The organism is Qipengyuania oceanensis, assembly GCF_009827535.1.
Taxonomy (GTDB): Bacteria; Pseudomonadota; Alphaproteobacteria; order Sphingomonadales; family Sphingomonadaceae; genus Qipengyuania_C; species Qipengyuania_C oceanensis.
This window is the reverse complement of record NZ_WTYN01000001.1, coordinates 1,551,983-1,573,432: the sequence shown is the minus strand read 5'-3', so window position 1 is coordinate 1,573,432 and position 21,450 is coordinate 1,551,983. Positions and strand designations below refer to the sequence as shown.

Sequence of the window (21,450 nt, the reverse complement as noted above, 5' to 3'; positions counted from 1 at the left end):
ATATGGGGCCCCATGCGTAGCGATTATCTCTTCACCTCCGAAAGTGTCTCCGAAGGTCATCCCGACAAGGTCTCGGACCAGATTTCCGACGCGATCGTCGACCTGATGCTGGCCAAGGATCCCGAATCGCGCGTCGCCTGCGAGACCATGACGACCACCCAGCGGGTGATCCTGTCGGGCGAAATCCGCTGTGCGCCGATGTATGATGCGGACAAGCCGGAGTGGGCCGAAAACGGGGGCTGGGCACCGGGTGCCAAGGAAGAGATCGAAAAGGCCGTCCGCCGCACCGTGCGCGAAATCGGTTACGAGCAGGACGGGTTTCACTGGCAGACCCTGACCTTCGAAAACCATTTGCACGGCCAGAGCATGCATATCGCGCAGGGCGTCGATGCCGGGAGCGAAGGCTCGAACAAGGACGAAGGCGCGGGCGACCAGGGCATCATGTTCGGCTTCGCCTGCGACGAGACGCCCGACCTCATGCCCGCGACGCTCGATTACAGTCACAAGATCCTCGCGCGCCTTGCTGCCGACCGCAAGAGTGGGGCCGCGCCCTTCCTCGAACCCGATGCGAAGAGCCAGGTCACCCTGCGGTTTGAGGATGGCAAGCCGGTCGAAGCGACGGCGATCGTCGTCTCGACGCAGCACAAGCGCGGCTATTGCGAAACCGGGGAATACGCCGATCCTGCGAAATACGCGGAATTGCGCGACTACGTGAAGGGTGTCGTGACGGAGATCCTGCCCGACGGGTGGCTCTCCGAGCGGACCGAATGGCATATCAACCCGACCGGCGCGTTCGAGATCGGTGGGCCGGATGGCGACGCCGGCCTGACCGGGCGCAAGATCATCGTCGATACCTATGGCGGCGCGGCTCCGCATGGCGGCGGCGCGTTCAGCGGCAAGGACCCGACCAAGGTCGACCGCAGCGCGGCCTATATCGCGCGCTATCTGGCAAAGAACATCGTCGCAGCCGGCCTCGCCAAGCGCTGCACCATCCAACTCGCCTATGCGATCGGCGTGTCGAAGCCGCTTTCGCTATACGTCGACACCCACGGCACCGCTGCCGAGGGCGTGACCGACGAGGGCCTGGAAAAGGCGATCGGCTCGATTGGGGCGCTGCGCGGCCTGACCCCGCGCGGCATCCGCACCCATCTCGGGCTCAACAAGCCGATCTACCGCCAGAGCGCGGCCTATGGCCACTTCGGTCGGCAGGCCGAAGGCGAGCTGTTCCCGTGGGAACGCACCGATCTGGTCGACGAGTTGAAGGCTGCGATCGGCTGAAGCGGGAGGCACTCGGCGTCAGCAGGAAATGCACGTGAAATTTTTGCTGGCGTAACTGCGGCAGGGCATTAAGCTCGTCCACTGTTGACTGAATTCCCGGGGGGGTCGCTTTGAAAATCCATCGTATCAAGGCCATGATTGTGGCCGCATTCCTGCTGTCCACGTTCTCCAGCGAGGCGCTGGCAGAGCGGCCGCTCGAATATTTCGCCACATTGCCGACCTTCAGCAATCCGACGCTTTCGCCCGACGGGACGAAGATCGCCGTGGAAATGGCAGTCGACGGCGAACAGCGGATGGTGATCATCGGGCTGGACGGCTCCAGCAAGCCGGTGGTGGTCAGTGCCGGAGAGACAGAAATCTGGGACATCGACTGGGTCGGAAACGACTGGCTCGTCCTGAATGTCGTGTTCGACGGCCGGATTTCCGAACGGAGCCTTTTCGGCGAGGAAACCCAGATGAGCCGGCTTATCGCGTTCAAGGCCGATGGGACCGATCTGCACACTCTGGAATCGAAGAAGGACAAGCCGCTCGCCAATGGCGGCAACGTCATCTGGACCGGAGACGACGAAAACCCAGAAATCCTGATTTCCTATCCGACCTCGGTTTTCTGGAAGGACCCGGGATTCTTTCCACTGGTCATGCGCGTGAATGTGCCGAAGAACCGCTTCTCCCTCGAGCTCAACCCTCATGAGCAGGTTCGCAACTACTACACCGACGCTGACGGGGTGATCCGGTTCGGCGTGGGCCACGAACGCGGCGGCCGCAGGGTCCGTCTGATCTATCGTGATGGCGCAGGCAGCAATCTGAAAGAGCGTGCATGGGCGGAAGGCGACGATGATCTGCCGGTACCGTCGGTGTTCCTCGAAGACGGCAAGTCCGCCATCGCGCTGGCAACGGTGGATGGATACCAGGGGGCCTACAAGCTCGACCTGGAAACAATGACATTCGGCGAGAAGGTCTACGGCGTCAACGGTTACGACCTTGACGGCATTATCACGGTCGACGGCGAACTCGCCGGATACACCTGGGTGGACACGGTGCGTCAGAACTTCTGGATCGACCCCAGGCTGAAGACCGCGCAGGAGCTTCTCGACCTGACTTTTCCTGGAAAGAAAGTGTCGATCCTGACCACGGACGACGATCGCAACCGCGTCGTCGCCTCGATCGGCACGGCTGCCGGTCCCTCGGAATATTACCTGCTCGACGTCGCGAAAAAGGATGTCCGGCTGCTCGCAAAGCCGCTCGAACAACTTGCCCGGGGCGGCAACGGTTCGGTGACAACCGTTACCTATTCCGCGCGCGACGGTCTCAAGATCCCGGCAATCCTGACCCTTCCACCGGGCAGGGAGGCCAAGGGCCTGCCGCTCATCGTCCTGCCGCATGGTGGCCCGCGGGCCCGCGACATCGAGCGGTGGGACTGGTGGTCGCAGTTCCTCGCCGATCGCGGTTACGCTGTCATCCAGCCCAATTACCGCGGATCGACCGGGTTCGGAAAGGCGTTCGTGGACGCTGGCGACGGCGAATGGGGCCTCAAGATGCAGGACGACGTCGACGACGCGGTAACCTGGGCGGTCGAGAAGGGCCTGGCCGATCCGGAGCGCGTCTGCATCGTCGGCGGTTCCTACGGCGGATACGTCGCCATGCGCGCAGCGCAGCGCAATCCCGATATTTACCGCTGTGCTATCAGTTTCGCGGGGGTTTCGGACATGCCGCGCATGCTGCGCTATTCGTCCGACTCCTACTTCGGGCCATCATCGCGCGAGTACTGGCTGGGACGGGCAGATGACCTGGCTCGGGTTTCACCCATCAACCACGTCGACAAGTTCGGCATTCCGATCCTGCTCGTGCACGGCAAGGAGGATTGGCGGGTGCCGATCAACCAGTCGCGCGAACTGGCCGAGAAACTGAAAGCCGCCGGCAAGGATGTCGTCTACATCGAGCAGGCAGAAGGCGATCACTTCTTCTCGCGCATGGCGGACCGGGCGCAGTTCCTCGAGGAAATGGAGAAATTCCTCGACAAGCACAATCCTGCCAGCTGACGGCTAGTCGTCCTCGCCGAAGGTCGGGGACGGATCGGCGATCGCCAGTTCCGCGTCCGAAAACGAGAAGGGCGTGCGCAGCCCGGGAAGACCACCCGGCAGGTCCAGCGCAAGCCCGCGATGGCGGACTTGCGGGTCGGCGAACACTGCTTCCAGGTCATTGATCGGACCCGCCGGAACGCCGGCATCCGCGCAGCGCGTCAGCAATTCTTCGCGGGTCATCCGGCCCGTCGTCCCGGCGATCTCCCGGTCGAGCGCCTCGCGATTGGCGAGGCGCGCCTCGTTGGTCGCAAAGCGCTCGTCGCCGAGCATGTCGTCGCGTCCGAGCGCCTGGAGCAGTCTGGCAAAAAGGCTGTCGTTCGCCGGAGCGAGGATCACGGGTCCGTCGCTGGCCGGGTAGACCCCGTAGGCGCTCACCACCGCGTGGCCATTGCCCGCCCGGGGCGGCTGTTGACCGGTGGTCATGTAATACATCGCCTGATTGGCCAGCAGGCTGACCGAGCAATCGAGCAGCGCCATGTCGATGTGCTGGCCCAAACCCGTCCTGTGCCGCATAAGCAGCGCCGCCTGGATCGCGTTCGCCGCCCACATGCCGCAAGTCAGGTCGGAGATGGACACCCCCATCTTCATCGGCTGGCCATCGGGTTCGCCGGTCAGCGACATGAACCCGCTCATCGCCTGGATGAGAACGTCGTAGCCGGGTTCGTGGGCGCGCGGGCCGGTGTGACCGAAGCCGGTGATCGAGCAATAGACCAGCGCCGGGTTGATCGCGGAAAGCGTTGCATGGTCGAGGCCAAACTTCGCCAGCGTGCCGGTTTTGAAATTCTCCAGCAGCACGTCCGCGCCCTGCGCGAGGGTGCTCACCCGCTCGAGGTCGTCGGGATCGCGAAAGTCGGCCACGATGTCGCGCTTCCCGCGATTGGTCGCGTGGTAATAGGCGGCTTCGCGGACCGTCTCCCCCGCAGCGTTCGTGCGTTCGATCCACGGCGGGCCCCAGTGGCGAGTCGTATCGCCGTCGGGCCCCTCGACCTTGATCACGTCCGCGCCGAGATCGGCGAGGATCTGCCCGCACCACGGCCCGGCGAGCACGCGCGCGAGTTCGAGGACTTTCAGCCCGGCGAGCGGGGAGTTCGGATTGCGGGAAGCGTCGAGCCACATATCGCAGCCCTGCGGGCGGGCGCGCGGCCGGTCAAGTGACCGTCGCGGTCATTCCATGCCGACGGTGGCAGCCAGCGCCCCGACCGCGTCGAGATACTCCTCGCGGAAATCCTGTACGACTTGGCGGCTCGAGCGGACCTGTTCGATCAGCCCGACGCCCTGGCCGACGAAGTAGCTCACCAGTTCGCGCGCTTCCGCATTGCCGGCGGCGGCCGCCTGCTCGATCCGGGCAAAGCTGGGCTCCGAGACCAGCCCCATCAGCGGCATCGGCAGCGTTCCGGGACCGTCGGGCGCGTCCCAGGCATCGTGCCACGGGGTGCGCAACTGGCGCGCGGGCTTGCCCGTGCGGCTGCGCGAGCGGACGGTATCGCGGCTGCGCGCGGCAACCATTTTCTCCCGGAACGTCTCGCTCGTCTCGGCCTCGGGCGTCGCCAGCCAGACGGATCCGGTCCATGCGCCTTGCGCGCCAGCGGCCATCATTCCCGCCATCTGTCCGCCGGTCATGATGCCGCCTGCGGCCAGCACCGGAATATCGTAACCCGCTTTGCCCAGCGCGCGGACGACTTCGGGAATCAGCACCAGCGTCGATACCTCGCCGCAATGGCCGCCGGCCTCGCCGCCCTGCGCAACGATGATGTCGACCCCGGCCTCGGCCTGGCGGATCGCATGTTCCTTCGCGCCGACCAGCGCGGCGACCGGCACGCCGCGCTTCTTGCCTTCCTCGATCATCTGCGGAGGCGCGATGCCCAGCGCATTGGCGATCAAGCGGATCGGATGGCGGAAGGCGACTTCCATCAGGGCGAGGCCGTTCTCCGGCGTGATGCCCTTGCGGTCGTCTAACGGCGGCAACTCCCGCTCGCTCGGCACGCCATGGCTGGTGAGCAGGTCATAGGCGAAGTCGCGATAGGACGGGTCGATCGCCGCGGCGCGCTCGGAGTTGTCCTTGAGACCGGCTACGCGTGCATCGATGACTTCGGGTACGAGCACGTCGACGCCATAGGGTGCGCCGTCGACATGCGCGTCGATCCACTGCAGTTCTTCCTCGAGCTCCTCGGGGCCGAACCGCGTCGCCCCGAACACCCCGAAGCCGCCCGCCTTGCTGACCGCCGCCACCACGTCGCGGCAGTGGCTGAAAGCAAATAGCGGAAAATCCGCCCCGGTCATTTCGCATACGCGGTTCATCGCCATCGATATCTCTCCCAATTCGGGCGATACACTGCGACCGCGAGCGCGGGCTGGCAACTCCCGTTTTGTCAGGTGACGTAATGGGCGCTCGTGCTGGCGGCGATCTCTTCGGCGCTCACCCCCGGCGCGCGTTCGACCAGCTTGAAAGGGCTGTCGTGGTCCGGGCGCTGGAACACAGCGAGATTGGTCACGATCATGTCGACGACATTGCGCCCGGTCAGCGGCAGCGTGCATTCGGGAATGAACTTGGGGCTGCCGTCCTTGGCGGTGTGGTCCATCACGACGATGATCTTCTTGACCCCGGCGACCAGGTCCATCGCGCCGCCCATGCCCTTGATCATCTTTCCCGGGATCATCCAGTTGGCGATGTCGCCGTTCTCCGCCACTTCCATCGCGCCGAGGACGGTCAGGTCGATGTGCCCGCCGCGAATCATGGCGAAGCTCGCCGCGCTGTCGAAATAGGCCGAATGCGGCAGCTCGCTGATCGTCTGCTTGCCGGCGTTGATGAGATCGGCGTCGACCTCGTCGGGATAGGGGAACGGCCCGATGCCGAGCATGCCGTTCTCGCTCTGGAGAGTGACCTGCATGCCTTCGGGGATGTGGTTGGCGACCAGCGTCGGGATGCCGATGCCCAGATTGACGTAATACCCGTCCTTGAGCTCGCGCGCGGCGCGGGCGGCCATTTCATCGCGGGTCCAGCCGGTCTTGGTGGCACTATCGGACATGCATCTTCCTTCAGTCGAACGGATTAGGGGTGAGAAACCAGCCCGAACCGAACATCTCGTTCAGTTCGAAAGCGGCCTCGGGATTCTTCAGATAGGCGTAGAGTTCGTCGAAATCGGCGCGGTCGTCGCCCGCGACGGCCACCGGGCAAGCAGTCTCGGCAAGCGCCTGTCGGCGTTGCTGCTTGCTGGTATTGCCGTCGGCCAGCAGCAGCCTATCGCTACCCTGCGGATCAAGGCGACCGGCGCGCAAGGCTGCGCGAACCGCATCGGCCGCTGCTTCGGGCGCATCGGACAGCCAGGCAACGCCGAGCCCCCGCGCGCGCAGGACCGCGAGCACTTCGGCGAGAGGCCGGCTCGCAGCGCCGGGTGTGGCGGGGTCGAAGGTGGCACCTGCCGGATCGAGATCGACCAGCACGAGAGGGTCGCCCGTGGTGCAATGCTGGCGCACCGGTTGCAGCGATCCGGGGCTGTCGAGAAGCGCCGAGCGCATCGGTGCCTCGAGCGGGTCGAGCGAAGCCTGTGCCAGCGCGTAGCCGTAGAACTGGTCGAAGGAACGCGCCTCGGACCTGTCTCGCATCCCCTGTGCGATGTCGCCGCTGCCCGGTTCGGGCAGGGCGCGCAGGTCGGTCATCACGATCCCCGGATTGGCCGAGGGCGTCGACGCGACCGGCTGGCGCGGTGCGGGTGCAGCGGGCTTGTCGCCGGTGACCGCCTCGCTGCGCAGCATCGATCCCCCCGCCAGCACCGGGATCGCGGCCGCTGCGACGCAGCCCGAAAGGCTCGCACAGGCGAGCATAAGTGTCGCGAGGCGAGCGACCGCCATCATCGGCCGGAAAGGTCGTCCGGCAGGGGATTGTCCGGTGTCTCGGCCTGCCAGAAGATCGACTGCACCAGCCATCGCCCGTCGGCCTGGCGGACCAGCTGGAAGCTGTTAATGCCGCGCACGCTCGCTGGTTTGCCGTCGGTGCCGGTGAAATGGCCCTCGTAGGACGACCATGCATGGGCAAGATCGCCATAGACCTCGAGCCGGCGATCGAGCTGGCGTTCGGTGAAGCCGCTCTGGACCAGGACCGGGCCGGAGCGCGCGATGTAATCCTCTACCGTGCCGCCCATCAGCCCGCGCGGGGTGATCGCGGTCAGGCGTGCATCGGGCGTGAAGAGGGCACGCATCGCATCCCAGTCGCGGTCCTGCCCGACCGGGCCGGAGATGGCGGCGTAGACCGCGATCAGCGCGGTATCGATCGCCTCGGCCGTTTCCTGTTCCACCCGCTCGCTAGCCGCATAGTGGTTGTGCGTTACCTGGTTGACGACGTTTTCCTCGTGCGTGGTCGTGCAGCCGGCCAGCGCCATCAGCCCGAGCGCGCCAGTAATGGCCCGCCAGTTCATGCCGCCTCCCTTTCGCGCGTGGTCTCGAACTCGATCTTCTTGTCGTAGGGTGCGCCGACGATCATCCGCTGCACGTAGACCCCGGGCAAATGGATGCAGTCGGGGTCGAGCGAACCGGCCGGCACGACTTCCTCGACCTCGACCACGCAGGCCTTGCCGCAGGTTGCTGCCGGCAGGTTGAAATTGCGCGCGGTCTTGCGGAATACGAGGTTTCCGGTTTCGTCGGCCTTCCACGCCTTGACGATGGCGAGATCGGCGAAGATCCCGCGCTCGAGAATGAACTCCTCGCCGTCGAAGATCTTGGTTTCCTTGCCCTCCGCCACCTGGGTGCCGACGCCGGTCCTGGTGTAGAAGCCCGGAATGCCGGCGCCGCCTGCACGCATGCGTTCGGCAAGCGTACCCTGCGGGCAGAATTCGACTTCGAGTTCGGCGGAAAGAAACTGCCGCTCGAACTCCTTGTTCTCGCCGACGTAGCTGGAGATCATCTTCTTCACCTGCCGCGTCCGCAGCAGCATGCCGATGCCTTCGTTGTCGATCCCGGCATTGTTGCTGGCGAAAGTCAGGTTCTTGACGCCGCTGTCGCGGATTGCGGTCAGCAGTCGCTCGGGAATGCCGCAGAGGCCGAAGCCGCCGCTGGCGATCAGCATGTCGTCCTTCAGGAGCCCGTTCAGGGCGGCGGCAGCATCGGGAAAGAGCTTGTTCATCGGGCTTCCATTACGGTTTCGAGCCAATGACAATCTGTTAGGAGGCGCGCGTGAGTCTGTCACCCCTGCTGCAGCTGCGAAGCCCGGCGGCGCTTGCTGCTCCGGTGCTCCTGTGTCTGGGGGGTTGCGGTGACGAGGCCGCCCAGCCACCGGACGCTCCGGTTGTGCAATCGCCTCGACCGACGCCCCCGGCCGATCCGGGTCCACCGGCTCCGCGTGCGGGCCTCGGCGATGCCGCCGTCGCGGCCTTCCTCGCCCGGCCTGCCGGCCGCGAAGATTTCGTCGTGAAATTCGGCGAACCCTTCCTCGGGTTCGAGACGCGGGGAAAGGATATGCTCGTGAGCGACCACACATCGGGCGAGCGTTTTGCCACGATCGTACCGGTCGAGCGCCGCCGCCAGGGTTCTGGCTGGGCCTTCTCCGGAATGATCGAGAACCCATGGGGCGAGCGATACGATTTTGCGGTTACGGTTGAGCCGGGCGAGTGCGACGACGAGTTCTCCGGCGAAATCACCGACTTCAAAGCTGGCTTCACGTCGCCCGGTCGCAACCGCCCGCATCCCGGCTGCGCCCGTATCGTGGGCGAACCGCAGCGGTGGCCCGGAGATTTCGAGCCGTAAGGCAGCCGTTGCAAAACATTCAACAGGGCTTGTTCATTTCGCACTTGCACAAAATTGTGCAGAGCAGCATATGTCTACCTGCCTTTTAGGCATCCTCTCCCAAGACTTCATGGCCCGGCCGGTTTATCCAGCCGGGCCTTTTTCTTGTCCGGTCCGCGTCGCTCGGGATGCCGATCCCGTTTTCCGGCACGGTTTGCCGCCTCGTCCATTATCCTAGGGCATTAACATCCCGGGATCGGACCCCATGTAGGGCCGCAAAGACGAAGACGGAGATCATTCCATGGCCGATGCCGCAACGGCAATCGCATCAGACGAAAACACGGTCCGGCTGCAGGTCGCGGCCGCCAGGCAGGAAGAATCGGGACAGGGCTTTGCGCGCCTGCCCCGTTCCGCGTTCCAGGCCCTGGGCATTACCGAGGGCGACGTGGTCGAGGTTCGCGGCAAGCGCACCACTGCCGCCATCGCCATGTCGGCTTACGACGAGGACCAGGCGCTCGATGTCGTCCGGCTCGACGGTTTGCAGCGCGGCAATGCGGAGGTCGGATCGGGCGAGCACGTGGTGATCGCGGCGGCGCAGTCGCGCCCGGCGACCCGGGTCGTGTTCGCTCCCGCCCAGCGCGAGATGCGGCTGCACGGGCCGACGCAGGCGTTGCAGCGCAACTTCTTCAGGAAGCCGCTGGTGGCCGGCGATCTCGTCGCGACGACCGGGCAGCAGCCGGTCCAGAACATGCCGCCTCAGGTCCAGCGGATGATCAACACGCCCGCCTATGCGCTGACCCAGATTCGCCTGTCGGTGGTCTCGACCAGCCCGAAGGGTATCGTCCACATCGACGAGAATACCGAAGTCGAGCTCCGGCCCGAGTTCGAGGAGCCGCGCGATGCGCGCGCTGCCGTCAACTACGACGATGTCGGCGGCATCGGCGAGACGATCCAGCAATTGCGCGAGATGGTCGAGCTTCCGCTGCGCTATCCCGAACTGTTCACCCGGCTCGGCGTCGATCCGCCCAAGGGCGTCCTGCTGCACGGTCCGCCGGGCACCGGCAAGACCCGGCTGGCGCAGGCGGTCGCCAACGAATCGGATGCCGAGTTCTTCACCATCAACGGGCCCGAGATCATGGGTTCGGGTTACGGCGAGAGCGAGAAGCGGCTGCGCGAGGTGTTCGAGGAGGCCACCCGAGCTGCGCCCGCGATCGTCTTCATCGACGAGATCGATTCGATCGCTCCCAAGCGCAGCCAGGTTTCCGGCGAGGCGGAAAAGCGCCTCGTCGCTCAGCTGCTGACGCTGATGGACGGCCTGGAGGCGCGAGCGAACCTGGTGGTCATCGCGGCGACCAATCGCCCCGACGCGATCGACGAGGCGCTCCGCCGCCCGGGCCGCTTCGATCGGGAGATCGTCATCGGCGTGCCGGACGAGAACGGCAGGCGCGAGATTCTGGCGATTCACACCCGCGGGATGCCGCTGGGCGACAAGGTCGATCTGAAGGAACTGGCCAAGGCAACTTACGGCTTCGTCGGTGCCGATATCGCTGCGCTCGCACGCGAGGCGGCGATCGAGGCAGTCCGCCGGATCATGCCCAAGCTCGACCTCGACGAGCGGGTGATTCCGCCCGAAGTGCTCGAGGAGCTGTACGTCGGCCGCGAGGACTTCCTGGAGGCGCTGAAGCGCGTCCAGCCGTCCGCCATGCGCGAAGTGATGGTGCAGGTGCCCGACATCGCGTGGGAAGACATCGGCGGCGTGACCGAGGCGATCGACAAGCTCAAGGAAGGGGTCGAGCTGCCGCTCAAGAACCCCGATGCCTTCAGGCGGCTCGGCATTCGCCCCGCCAAGGGCTTCCTGCTCTACGGACCGCCGGGTACCGGAAAGACCTTGCTCGCCAAGGCGGTCGCCAAGGAATCGGAAGCGAATTTCATCTCGATGAAATCGTCCGATTTGCTGAGCAAGTGGTACGGCGAGAGCGAGCAGCAGATCGCCAGGATGTTCGCCCGGGCGCGTTCGGTCGCGCCCTGCGTGGTCTTCATCGACGAGATCGACAGCCTCGTTCCGGCCCGTGGATCGGGCACGGCGGAGCCGCAGGTGACTGGGCGCGTGGTCAACACGATCCTCGCGGAGATGGACGGGCTCGAGGAATTGCAGTCGGTCGTCGTTATCGGCGCGACCAATCGTCCGACGCTGGTCGACCCGGCGTTGCTGCGTCCCGGCCGCTTCGACGAACTGGTCTACGTCGGCACGCCGGACAAGCCGGGCCGCGAGCAGATCCTGCGCATCCACACCCAGAACATGCCGCTCGCGAGCGATGTCGATCTGGGTGCGGTGGCTTCCAAGACCGAGCGTTTCACCGGAGCCGACCTGGAAGATGTCGTCCGCCGGGCTGGCCTCAATGCGCTGCGCCGGCTCGGGGACGAGGTCGACGAGGTGTCCGCGGCGGATTTCGAGGAAGCGCTCGAGGATTCGCGCGCGACGGTCACCGCCAAGATGGAAGACGAATACAAGAAGATGCGCGGCGAACTGAAAAAGCGCGCGGCGGAGATCCAGCCGATCGGTTTCATTCACGAAGGCATGGTCGAATCGACGCGGCCGAAGAAGCACGAGTCGGCGCCGGTCGAGACGCCGATCGAGTAGGTGCATGGCGCAGGCGGGGCCGTCAGGCTCCGCCGGCAGCCCTGGCGTTGGCGGCTTCGACCTCGAGCCGATGGTGGATGAGCGCGTCGGGCATGTTCCTGCGCAGCCAGCCGAGCATGTGTTCGCGAACCGTGCAGCGCAGCGCGAACAGGTCGCCGATAGTCCCTGAACTCATCGCGAGCCGGATCTCGACGCTTTCGGGATAGGCTTCGGTCATCAGCGCGGTCGCCGTGCGGCCGTCCCACTCCTCGCACGTCTTGATGAAACGCTCGAACTCGCGGCGAATGGGCTCGATTTCTGCTGCCGGATCGAGATGGAGCATGACCGGACCGGTCAGGGCTTCGGACACGCGCGACCAGTTCTCGAAGCTCTGATCGAGGAACCGGCTGGTCGGCACGACCATCACCCGCTCGTCCCAGGTACGCACCGTCACGAAGCTCATGCGGATCTCCTCGACCCGGCCTGCCTGTCCGTCGACCTTGACGAGGTCGCCGAGCCGGATCGGCTGGGTGAGCGCCATCTGCAGGCCCGCGATCAGCGATTTGAGCGCCGGTTGCGCCGCAGCGCCCACCGCCAGCGCGGCGAGGCCCGCCGAAGCGAGCATGGCGGTCCCTATGTCGCGCACGCCCGGTATCGACAGCATCATCAGCGACACGGCGATGATGACGATCGCGATGTTGATGGTACGCGAGAAAATCGAGATGCGCGTCATCCGGCTGCGGTTGGCGACCGGGTCTCCGCTGTGCTCGATCTGGGCTTCGAGCCCTGCCGAAACGCCGCGGACGATGGCGAAGGCGACCCAGCCGAGCAGTGCCGGCGTCAGGAAACGAGCGGCGATGTCCCATCCTTCGCCGACCAGCACGTCTGTCTGCGCGGCAATCGACAGCGCGAAACCGATCATGGCCCAGCGCATCGGCCTGCGCACCGCGCGCACGACGATGTCGTCGATGGTGGTAGGCGACAGGCGCGCGATGCGGCGGACCAGCGCGAACACGATGTAATGCACGAGCAGCGCGACGAGGACGGCGCTGCCGAGCATGATCGCGGCGTGGATCAGCCCCTCCCACGAAATCGGCCAGTTGGCGGGATTGTAGCGCTCGAACATCAACGCGCCCTATGCGCCATGCCCGTCGCCGTCAATTTCCGGCGGGAAAGGCGATGTCCACGGCCACTTCTCCGCGGGCGAACTTGCGGTCGATGGAGCCGCGCAGCTGCCGCGCCGCGCTGGTCATCAGCAGCGATCCGAAGCCTTCCCTGCGCGCCTCGGGCAGCCCTTCCACGCCGGTTTCGCGCCAGGCGATGCGAATCTCGCCGCCGACGTTCTCCCAGTGCACGGCCAGCTTGCCGCCCTGGCTCCACGCCCCGTACTTCACGGCATTGGTCGTCAACTCGTGGAGTACCAGGCCGAGCGGCGTGACCTTCTCGGCCGACAGGAGGATCTCGGGCCCGTCGATCTCCGCCTGCTGATTGCTTGAGCGATAGGGCGCGAGCGTGGTCTCGATCAGCGATTGCAGCGAGGCGACCGGCTTGTCGAGCGCGCCCTGCGTCACCTCGTGCGCGGTGAGGAGGGCGCGGATGCGATCGGTGATGCTGTCGAGCAGCGGCTTGGCTTCCGGATTGTCGCGCCCGCTCATCTTCACGATCGCGATGATGACGGCGAAGATGTTCTTGACCCGGTGGTTGAGCTCGCGCGCGAGCAGGTCGGCACGGTCGCGCGCTTCGCCCAGCTGGGCCGCCTGCGCGGCTTCGGCTTCGGCGCGGGCGGTGCGCGCCACCAGCCGGATCGTCGAGATGATCGCCAGCAGGAGCAGGACGGCGAGGCCGGCCAGCATCGGCAGGACGCGTGCCTCCGAGCGGGCCGTCTCCTCGACCTGCCTGGCGAGGATTTCGGTCTCGATCGTTTCCATTTCGCTGACCGCGCGCCTCAGGCGCTCCATCACTTCCTGCCCTTCGTCGGTCAGGACCTTCTGGCGCGCTCCCAGGAGATCGCCCGCCTCGAGAAGCGCTACGGTTTCGTCCATCTCGGCGAATTTCGCCTCGCCGAGGTTCTCGATGGCCTCGAGCAACTCGGCCTGCCGCGGAGTCGCCTCCTCGCCGATCAGCGCGCGGAGCCGGTCGAGCGACGGGCGGAACAGCTCGCGTCCGGTGCGATAGGGATCGAGGTAGCGGCGATCGAGCGTGATCAGGTAGCCGCGCTGCCCGGTCTCGGCGTTGATCGCCGCGCGGCTGACGTTGCGCAGTTCGGTGAGAACTTCGGTGGTCAGCTCGACCTGTTCGCGCTCCGACCGTTCGGAATCGATCGTGTTGTAGATCAACAGGATCGCGCCCAGCATGGCGAGCGCCATCGTGCCCAGCAGTGCCACGTTGAGCCAGCGCAGGGCCCCGTCCTGGGCCAGATAGGCGAAAACTCGTTTCAATGTGCGGCGCCCCAGCTCTTGCCCGTGCCGATCTCGACATCGAGCGGAACGTCGAGCCTTACCGCAGGCTCGGCTGCCTGCGCCATAACATTCGCTATCAGGGTCGACGCTTTCTCCACGTCCCCTTCGGGCAATTCGAACACCAGCTCGTCGTGAACCTGCAGCAGCATGCGAACGTCATGCAGCCCCGCCTCTTCCAGTGCGGGACCCATCCGCGCCATGGCACGCTTGATGATGTCGGCGCTGGTGCCCTGGATCGGCGCGTTTATCGCGGCCCGTTCGCTGCCCTGGCGTTCGGCCTGGTTCTTCGAATTGATCCGCGGGAACCATGTCTTGCGCCCGAACAGGGTTTCCGAATAGCCGCGCTCCTTCACCTTCTCGAGCGTTTCGAGAATGTAGCGCTGGATGCCCGGAAAGCGCTGGAAATAGGTGTCGATGAGCGCCTGCGCCTCGTCGGCCTCGATACCCAGCCTTCCGGCAAGGCCCCAGCGGCTGATGCCGTAGAGGATCGCGAAATTGATCGTCTTGGCTTGCGCGCGCGTATCGCGGGTCACCTCGCCGAACATTTCCCTCGCGGTGCGCGAGTGGATGTCCTCGCCCGCGGCGAAGGCTTCCTTGAGCGATTCGACGTTGGCCATGTGCGCTGCCAGCCGCAGCTCGATCTGCGAATAGTCGGCGGCGAGAAGGACATTGCCCTCGTCGGCGACGAAGGCATCGCGGATCTGGCGGCCGATCTCGGTGCGGATCGGGATATTCTGCAGGTTGGGATCGGTCGACGACAGCCGGCCGGTCTGCGCGCCGACCAGGCTATAGCTGGTATGGACCCGGCCCGTGTTCGGATTGATCGCCGCCTGCAACGCATCGGTGTAGGTCGTCCTGAGCTTGGTCAGTTGGCGCCACTCGAGGACCTTGTCGGCGATTTCCGCGCCTTCGCCCGAGAGGCGTTCGAGGACGGTCTGGTCGGTCGAATACTGGCCGCTCTTGCCCTTGCGACCGCCCTTGTAACCCAGCTTGTCGAACAGCACGTCGCCCAATTGCTTGGGACTGCCGATGGTGAATTCGCCGCCCGCGATCTCGTGGATCTCGCCTTCCAGCGTGGCCGTCTGCGCGGCGAAACTCTCCGACAGCTTGGCGAGCGCGGCGCGATCGACCTTGATACCGTGACGCTCCATGCCGGCGACCACCGGCACGATCGGTCGGTCGACCCGCTCGTAGACGCGCGTTCCGCCCTCGATCGCGAGCCGGGGCCTGAGCGTCGCGTACAACCGCCAGGTGATGTCGGCATCCTCGGCAGCATATTCGGTCGCCTTGTCGAGCGGCACCTCGCCGAAGGGAATCTGCTTCCTGCCCGTGCCGCAGATGTCCTTGAAGCTGAGGCACTTGTGCGACAGGTGGCGCTCCGCAAGCTCGTCCATGCCGTGTCCGCCGCCGATCCCGCCGGCACCGATCCCGTCGATCTGGCGTCCCGCATCGAGAGCGAAGCTGATGACCATCGTGTCATCCACCGGCGCGACGAGTATGCCGTTGCGGGCGAGGACGTTGAGATCGTATTTGCCGTTGTGGAAGACCTTGAGGACGGCCTCGCTTTCTAGCAGCGGCCGGATCGCGGCGAGAGCCTCGTCGAGCAGGATCTGGTCGGGTCGCTCGGCGAACATGTCGCTGCCCCCGTGCGCCAGCGGAACGTAGCAGGCATCGTTGGGGCCCAGCGCCAAGCTGAAGCCGACGAGATCGCACTGCATGCAGTCGAGGCTGCTGGTCTCGGTGTCGACTGCCACGAGCCGGGCAGCGAAGGCCCGCGCGATCCAGTGCTCCAGGCGCTCCATGGTCTGGACGCATTCGTAGGCCGCGCGGTCGACTGCCGGCATCTCGGGCAGCGGCTGGCGATTGCCTTCGCTGCTCGCCGGCGCGCCCTTGTTCTCCGGCTTGATGGGATTGAGATTGTTCGGCCGGTCGGGGCTGCCTCGGCCCGCGTCGAGCCGTCGCAGCAACGACGTGAAGCCGTGTTTTTCCAGAAAGGCGGCCAGCGGTTCGGGAGGCACGCCATCGAGCTTCATGTCGTCGAGCGCGATCGGCAGCTCGCAATCCTCTTTCAGCGTCACCAGCACCCGGCTGAGCTCGGCATCGCCGCGCCCTTCCAGCAGGCGTTCCTTGAGCTTGGACGTCTTCATTTCCGGAGCAGCGTCCAGCGCTGCCGTCAGGGAGCCGTGATCGTTGATCAGCTTGCTGGCCGTCTTGGGACCGACGCCGAAGATGCCCGGGATGTTGTCGACGCTGTCGCCCATCAGCGCCAGTACATCGCCGACCAGCTCGGGCCCGACGCCGAATTTCTCGATCACTTCCTCGCGCCCGATCCGCTGGCTCTTCATCGTGTCGAGCATGTCGATGCAGCCGCCGGCTTCGACCCCGTCGTCGAGATCATGGTCGGCGCATTGGCCGATGAGCTGCATCAGGTCCTTGTCCGAGGAGACGATCGTCACGTCCCAGCCCTTGCGCGTCGCCGCGCGGGCATAGGAAGCGATCATGTCGTCGGCCTCGACATCGGGCTCCTCGACCAGCGGCAGGCTGAAGGCGCGGGTCGCGTCGCGGATCAGCGGGAATTGCGGCACGAGGTCTTCGGGCGGATCGGGGCGGTTGGCCTTGTACTGGTCGTAGATCTCGTTGCGGAAACTGTGGCTCGACTTGTCGAGCACCACTGCCAGGTGCGTTGGTCCGTCGGCCTTGTCGAGATCGTCGGCCAGCTTCCACAGCATGGTCGTGTAGCCGTAGACGGCGCCTACCGGCGTTCCTTCCGGATCGGTCAACGGGGGGAGACGGTGATACGCGCGGAAGATGTAGGCCGACCCGTCGACCAGATAGAGATGCTGTTTGGCTGCCATGCGCATTCGCTAGCATTCGGCCCGCCCAAAAGCAGCACGAAACGGCCTTCCCGCCCCCCGATTCATCACTTTCATTCGCGCGGAGCTCAGGCGAAATGTGGCAAGACGCGGCGAGAAAGAGGCGAGATTATGGCAAAATCGCTTGCATGGTCACAAAGTCGCCATTATTTAGCCAGTCGAAGCCGGTCACAAAGACTGGTTTTGTGCAGGCGGTCAACGAGCTGCCTGCGACCAATACTCGCTGTTCAAGGAATTGATACTTATGCGTAAGATCGCTCTTGTCGCCGCTGCCGGCGCTGCTGCCCTGACCCTCGCCGCTTGCTCGGAAGGCACCCAGGACGCTGCTGAAACGACTGCTGAATCGGCTGCTGCCGACACCGAAGCCAACGCTGAAGCGATGGGTGAAGCTGTTGAAGGCGCTGCTGACGAAGCCGCTGCTTCGGTCGACGAAACCGCTGCCGACGTTGAAGCTGCCGCGCAGAACGAAACCGAAGAAGAAGCTCAGGCTGACTAAGCCACTTCACGGTTTTACCACCGAGACGAAGGGCGGTACCGCAAGGTGCCGCCCTTTTTCGTGTGTTCGTGGTATCTCCGGCCTGGCCCGGCGACGTCCGGGATCAGAGCGAGAGCGCCGCTTCAGTTCCCGCCGTAATTCGCGCCGGTCCAGCGCTGTTCCGGCTGGCTCGCATAACCATCGTAGAGCGCCCGCGTGATCGAGGCGATCCGCATATCGCGGTTCGCCCGGGCGGACAGCTTGACGCCGCGATCGCTGTTCTCTGCCGCCATCGAGGGGCTCTGCCCGGTCACGTAGATTGCCGCCGCAATGGCCCTGCCGTCGGGCGTGTAAAAGATGCCGATATCGCTCGCCGTGCGGCTGAGCGTGCCGGTCTTGTGCGCCAGGTTGGCGCTCATGGGCAGCGCGGCAGGCATGCGCTTCTTGCCGGTCGTCGTCTGCTCCATCGCGTCGAGGAGGACGCGGCGCGACGATGCGCTCAGCCATTTGCCCTGGTAGATCCCGGCCAAAAGCTGGCCCATCGCGCGCGGCGTCGCGCTGTCCTTGAGATCGATGCTCGACGCGGGATCGATTGCACCGTCTTCGCGCACGAGCGAAGATATATAGCGGTTGAGCTGGAAATCCTCGATCCCGGCTTCCTTCATCCACCGATTGACCGCCGCCGGGCCGCCGACGGCTTCGAGCAGCGCATCGGTGCAGTCGTTGCAGCTCTTTGCGATCATCAGCTTGAGGTGCTGGTGGGCGGGCATGTAGGTGCCGCCGGCGCGCGGCAGGCGCCATTCGCTGCTGAGTGTCCAGCGCCCTTTGTCGACGCCGGCGAGATAGGCGGCGGCGATGGCGACCTTGCTGGTGCTGGCCATGGGGAAGCGCTGGTCCGCGAGGATACCGACTTCACGACCGGTGGTCAGATCGATCGCATAGACGCCGATCCGGCCACGATCGCCGTCCGCGACCATTGCCACACGCCTTTCGAGCGAACTGTCGTAGACTGCGTTGAAGGATTGCGGTGCGCGAACCTCGGTACCGAGCGTCCGGTCGAACTGCGCTTCGAGCGAAGTTGTCTGAGCCAGAGCGGCAGGAGCACCGCCGAGGGCCAGTGCGAGGGCGCCAATGGCGCCAGAGATCAGTCCTCTACCCATTTGTCCACCATACCCCGAACATGATTGGCAAGGGATTAACGGCACTCGAGTCCGCTGTTCAAGCAATTTCTGGACAGGCTGGGTGGTTATCGGGATAGTCGGATAAACGGATTTTGGGAGAGACCGTGGTCGACGAGTCAGCAATCATCGCAGGATTGGAGCGGGCACTCGCTCGTGTGGGGAAAGGCAGACCGTCCGGTCTCAAGCGCCTGACAGGCGGCGCGATGATGGAAAGCTCCCGTTTCGAGTCGGATGGCGAAGCCTATGTCCTGCGCCGTGCGCCGAGCATGGAGTTCATGGAAGGGCGGCCCTTCGGACACGCGGACGAGGCAGCGATCGTCCAGGCGGCACATGATGCCGGGGTCTCCGCTCCCAATGTGCTGGTCGTGCTCGAAGAGGCCGACGGCCTCGGCAGCGGCTTCGTGATGGAGGCGCTTGCCGGCACCCCTGATCCGCGCGCGATCCTGGCGATGGAAACCCCAGCCCTGTTGCTGGAGGATGCCGCGCGCGACCTTGCGCGGATCCACTCGCTCGGCCCGGCCGACGTTCCCGACGCGGTGTCGACAATGGACTACGGCGCGGCGGTCGCGGGCCTGAAGCAGCAGTTCGAGGACGCGGGCGGCGACCGGCCGATCGTCGCGCTGGGCCTGGCCTGGCTGGCGGACAATCTGCCCGAGCCGGTCGAGCCGGTGATGTGTCATGGCGATTTCCGGCTCGGCAACATCCTCGCCGACAAGGGACGGCTCACCGGCGTGCTCGACTGGGAAATCGTCCATTTCGGCGATCCTCACGAGGATCTTGCCTTCGCCTGCCTGCCGGTCTGGCGTTTCGGACGGGTCGATCGCCCGGCGATGGGCCTGGGATCGCTCGAAACCTTCTTTGCAGCCTACGAAGACGAGAGCGGGAGGACGGTGGACCGCGCGCGGTTCGATTTCTGGATGATCTACCGCACCGTCTGGTGGGCGCTCGGCTGTCTGCGCCAGGGCCATGTCTGGCGCAGCGGGGAAGACCGCATGGTCGAGCGCGTCGTCATTTCGCGCCGGGCGAGCGAGCAGGAAGTCGACTTGCTGCTGCTGCTGGAAGAGATGGCCCCGCGCGAGGAGCGCCAGCGGCCCCTACCCGACGCCGCGCCGAAACGCGCCGAACCGCGAGGCGAATCGTCCGCCGGAGAGATCGCCGCCGCCGTTTCCGAATGGCTCGCCACCCTCAAGGACAAGATCGAGGGGCATGATCGCTTCCAGCTGGCCGTCGCGCGCAATGCGCTCGGCATCGTCACGCGCGAAGAGGAAACCAGACCCGATCCGCACGACCGTGCGCTGGCGCAGGCGATCCTCGCCGGAGAGCAGGGCCTGGCGACACAGGGGCTGCTCGCCTCGCTGAAAAGGCAGGCGCTCGACACGCTTGCCGCCGATATCCCGAAGTACTCGATGCTGGCCGTGGCCCGCGACAAATGGGGCGATACGACCCCGCAAGGAGAGAGATGATGGATTTTGCCGTCCCGCAGGACCTGGAAGACTACTACGCCGAACTCGTCGATTTCATCGAGGCCGAGATCACTCCGTTGCAGGAGCGCGACGACAACATGCGCTTCTTCGACCATCGTCGCGAATGGGCGCGGACCAATTTCGAGGAGGGCGGCTTGCCGCGCCACGAATGGGAGCAATTGCTGGTCGAGGCGAAGCGGCTGGCCGACAAGGCCGGCCACTGGCGCTTTTCCGCGCCTAAAAAATACGGCGGCAAGGATGGGTCGAACCTGTGGATGGCGGTTATCCGAGACCGCTTCGCGCAGCGCGGCCTCGGCCTCCACAACGATCTGCAGAACGAACATTCGATCGTCGGCAACTTCCCCTTCGTCGAGATGTTCGAGCAATGGGGCACCGAGGAACAGAAAGAGGAATTCATCCTCGGCGGCTTCGAGGGCACGCGGCGGGTCGCCTTCGGCCTGACCGAGCCCAATCACGGGTCCGACGCCACATTCATGGAAACCCGCGCGGTGCGCGAAACCCGTGACGGCGTAGACGGCTGGCTGATCAACGGCGAGAAGATGTGGATCACGGGTATGCACGTCGCGACGCATTGCGCCATGTTCTGCCGCACTGACGGCGAGGATGGCGATGCGCGCGGGATCACCTGCCTGCTCGTGCCCAATCCGACAGAGGGCCTCGAGATCGAGGAATGGATGTGGACCTTCAACATGCCGACGGACCATCCTCGCCTGTCGGTCAAGGATGTCTGGGTCCCCGAAAGCGCCATGCTGGGCAGGGAAGGGCTCGGCCTCGCGCTGGCGCAGAGCTTCGTCCACCAGAACCGCATCCGGCAGGCGGCGAGTTCGCTCGGCGCGGCGCAGTTCTGCGTCGAGGAAAGCGTGAAATACGCCCGCGAGCGCAAGCCCTTCGGCGAGGAACTGGCGCGCAACCAGGCGATCCAGTTCCCGCTCGTCGAGCTGGCGACGCAGTGCGAGATGCTGCGGCTGCTGATCTACAAGACCGCGTGGGAAATGGACAACATGCCCCATGCCGAGATCGAGAAGACCATCTCGGACAAGGTCTCGATGTGCAATTACTGGGCTAACCGGCTGGTCTGCCAAGCGGCCGACCGGGCGATGCAGGTGCATGGCGGGATCGGCTATTCGCGGCACAAGCCGTTCGAGCATATCTATCGCCACCACCGCCGCTACCGGATCACCGAAGGCGCCGAGGAAATCCAGATGCGCAAGGTCGGCGCCTATCTGTTCGGCTATCTCGGGCCGCGGCGCGGCAAATTCGCGGCGAAGGACTAGCAGGAGACCA

The 21,450-nt window shown here is 65.3% G+C and carries 17 protein-coding genes; 7 read left to right on the top strand and 10 right to left on the bottom strand.

Going from position 1 to position 21,450, the window contains the following annotated elements; translation table 11 throughout:
- Nucleotides 1–12 precede the first annotated feature (12 nt).
- The gene (gene metK, locus GRI48_RS07525) at nt 13–1,278 is read left to right on the top strand and encodes a methionine adenosyltransferase (protein WP_160673502.1); all 1,266 of its coding nucleotides are present in this window, start codon (nt 13–15) and stop codon (nt 1,276–1,278) included.
- Between the two features lie 140 nt (nt 1,279–1,418).
- Nucleotides 1,419–3,317, top strand: a complete 1,899-nt coding sequence (locus GRI48_RS14515; protein WP_160673499.1) for an alpha/beta fold hydrolase — start codon at nt 1,419–1,421, stop codon at nt 3,315–3,317.
- Between the two features lie 3 nt (nt 3,318–3,320).
- Here the strand turns inward: GRI48_RS14515 and GRI48_RS07515 are convergent, their stop codons facing one another.
- The 6 genes from GRI48_RS07515 to GRI48_RS07490 all read right to left on the bottom strand — a co-directional run bounded on the left by GRI48_RS07515 (nt 3,321) and on the right by GRI48_RS07490 (nt 8,475).
- Complete coding sequence (locus GRI48_RS07515) at nt 3,321–4,475, bottom strand: CaiB/BaiF CoA transferase family protein (protein WP_160673496.1); 1,155 nt, start codon at nt 4,473–4,475, stop codon at nt 3,321–3,323.
- 48 nt (nt 4,476–4,523) lie between these two features.
- Nucleotides 4,524–5,663 carry an NAD(P)H-dependent flavin oxidoreductase gene (locus GRI48_RS07510; RefSeq protein ID WP_237451760.1) on the bottom strand — a complete coding sequence of 380 codons (1,140 nt, stop codon included), beginning with the start codon at nt 5,661–5,663 and terminating at the stop codon, nt 4,524–4,526.
- Between the two features lie 65 nt (nt 5,664–5,728).
- Nucleotides 5,729–6,385 carry a CoA transferase subunit B gene (locus GRI48_RS07505; protein WP_160673493.1) on the bottom strand — a complete coding sequence of 219 codons (657 nt, stop codon included), beginning with the start codon at nt 6,383–6,385 and terminating at the stop codon, nt 5,729–5,731.
- 10 nt (nt 6,386–6,395) lie between these two features.
- Complete coding sequence (locus GRI48_RS07500) at nt 6,396–7,211, bottom strand: HAD family hydrolase (RefSeq protein ID WP_160673490.1); 816 nt, start codon at nt 7,209–7,211, stop codon at nt 6,396–6,398.
- Nucleotides 7,208–7,771 (bottom strand): YybH family protein, encoded by a 564-nt coding sequence (locus tag GRI48_RS07495; RefSeq protein WP_160673487.1) that lies wholly within the window; start codon nt 7,769–7,771, stop codon nt 7,208–7,210. The genes GRI48_RS07500 and GRI48_RS07495 overlap by 4 nt, the downstream gene beginning before the upstream one ends.
- Nucleotides 7,768–8,475, bottom strand: coding sequence for a CoA transferase subunit A (locus tag GRI48_RS07490; RefSeq protein WP_160673484.1), 708 nt, complete (start codon nt 8,473–8,475; stop codon nt 7,768–7,770). Before GRI48_RS07490 ends, GRI48_RS07495 begins: the two co-directional genes overlap by 4 nt.
- Before the next feature lie 50 nt (nt 8,476–8,525).
- On the opposite strand from GRI48_RS07490, the gene GRI48_RS07485 reads away from it, so the two are divergent.
- A complete protein-coding gene (locus GRI48_RS07485) occupies nt 8,526–9,095 on the top strand; it encodes a hypothetical protein (protein ID WP_160673481.1) in 570 nt (189 codons plus the stop codon).
- A gap of 280 nt (nt 9,096–9,375) precedes the next feature.
- Nucleotides 9,376–11,715, top strand: a complete 2,340-nt coding sequence (locus GRI48_RS07480) for a CDC48 family AAA ATPase (protein ID WP_160673478.1) — start codon at nt 9,376–9,378, stop codon at nt 11,713–11,715.
- A gap of 22 nt (nt 11,716–11,737) precedes the next feature.
- On the opposite strand, the gene GRI48_RS07475 is transcribed toward GRI48_RS07480, so the two are convergent.
- The 3 genes from GRI48_RS07475 to polA are packed head-to-tail and all read right to left on the bottom strand — an operon-like array spanning nt 11,738 to nt 17,008.
- Entirely contained in the window at nt 11,738–12,820 is a 1,083-nt protein-coding gene (locus GRI48_RS07475) for a mechanosensitive ion channel family protein (protein ID WP_160673475.1), read from the bottom strand.
- 31 nt (nt 12,821–12,851) lie between these two features.
- The gene (locus tag GRI48_RS07470) at nt 12,852–14,132 is read right to left on the bottom strand and encodes a sensor histidine kinase (protein ID WP_160673472.1); all 1,281 of its coding nucleotides are present in this window, start codon (nt 14,130–14,132) and stop codon (nt 12,852–12,854) included.
- Nucleotides 14,129–17,008, bottom strand: a complete 2,880-nt coding sequence (gene polA / locus GRI48_RS07465) for a DNA polymerase I (RefSeq protein ID WP_160673469.1) — start codon at nt 17,006–17,008, stop codon at nt 14,129–14,131. Before polA ends, GRI48_RS07470 begins: the two co-directional genes overlap by 4 nt.
- Before the next feature lie 262 nt (nt 17,009–17,270).
- On the opposite strand from polA, the gene GRI48_RS07460 reads away from it, so the two are divergent.
- Nucleotides 17,271–17,522, top strand: coding sequence for a hypothetical protein (locus GRI48_RS07460; RefSeq protein ID WP_160673466.1), 252 nt, complete (start codon nt 17,271–17,273; stop codon nt 17,520–17,522).
- A gap of 122 nt (nt 17,523–17,644) precedes the next feature.
- Here GRI48_RS07460 and GRI48_RS07455 read toward each other — a convergent pair whose 3' ends face one another.
- Nucleotides 17,645–18,661, bottom strand: coding sequence for a serine hydrolase (locus tag GRI48_RS07455; RefSeq protein ID WP_160673463.1), 1,017 nt, complete (start codon nt 18,659–18,661; stop codon nt 17,645–17,647).
- A gap of 125 nt (nt 18,662–18,786) precedes the next feature.
- On the opposite strand from GRI48_RS07455, the gene GRI48_RS07450 reads away from it, so the two are divergent.
- Both GRI48_RS07450 and GRI48_RS07445 read left to right on the top strand, forming a co-directional pair.
- Nucleotides 18,787–20,145 carry a phosphotransferase gene (locus tag GRI48_RS07450; RefSeq protein ID WP_337190787.1) on the top strand — a complete coding sequence of 453 codons (1,359 nt, stop codon included), beginning with the start codon at nt 18,787–18,789 and terminating at the stop codon, nt 20,143–20,145.
- Nucleotides 20,145–21,440: an acyl-CoA dehydrogenase family protein gene (locus GRI48_RS07445; protein ID WP_160675524.1), complete on the top strand. Its 1,296-nt coding sequence runs from the start codon at nt 20,145–20,147 to the stop codon at nt 21,438–21,440. The genes GRI48_RS07450 and GRI48_RS07445 overlap by 1 nt, the downstream gene beginning before the upstream one ends.
- Nucleotides 21,441–21,450 lie beyond the last annotated feature (10 nt).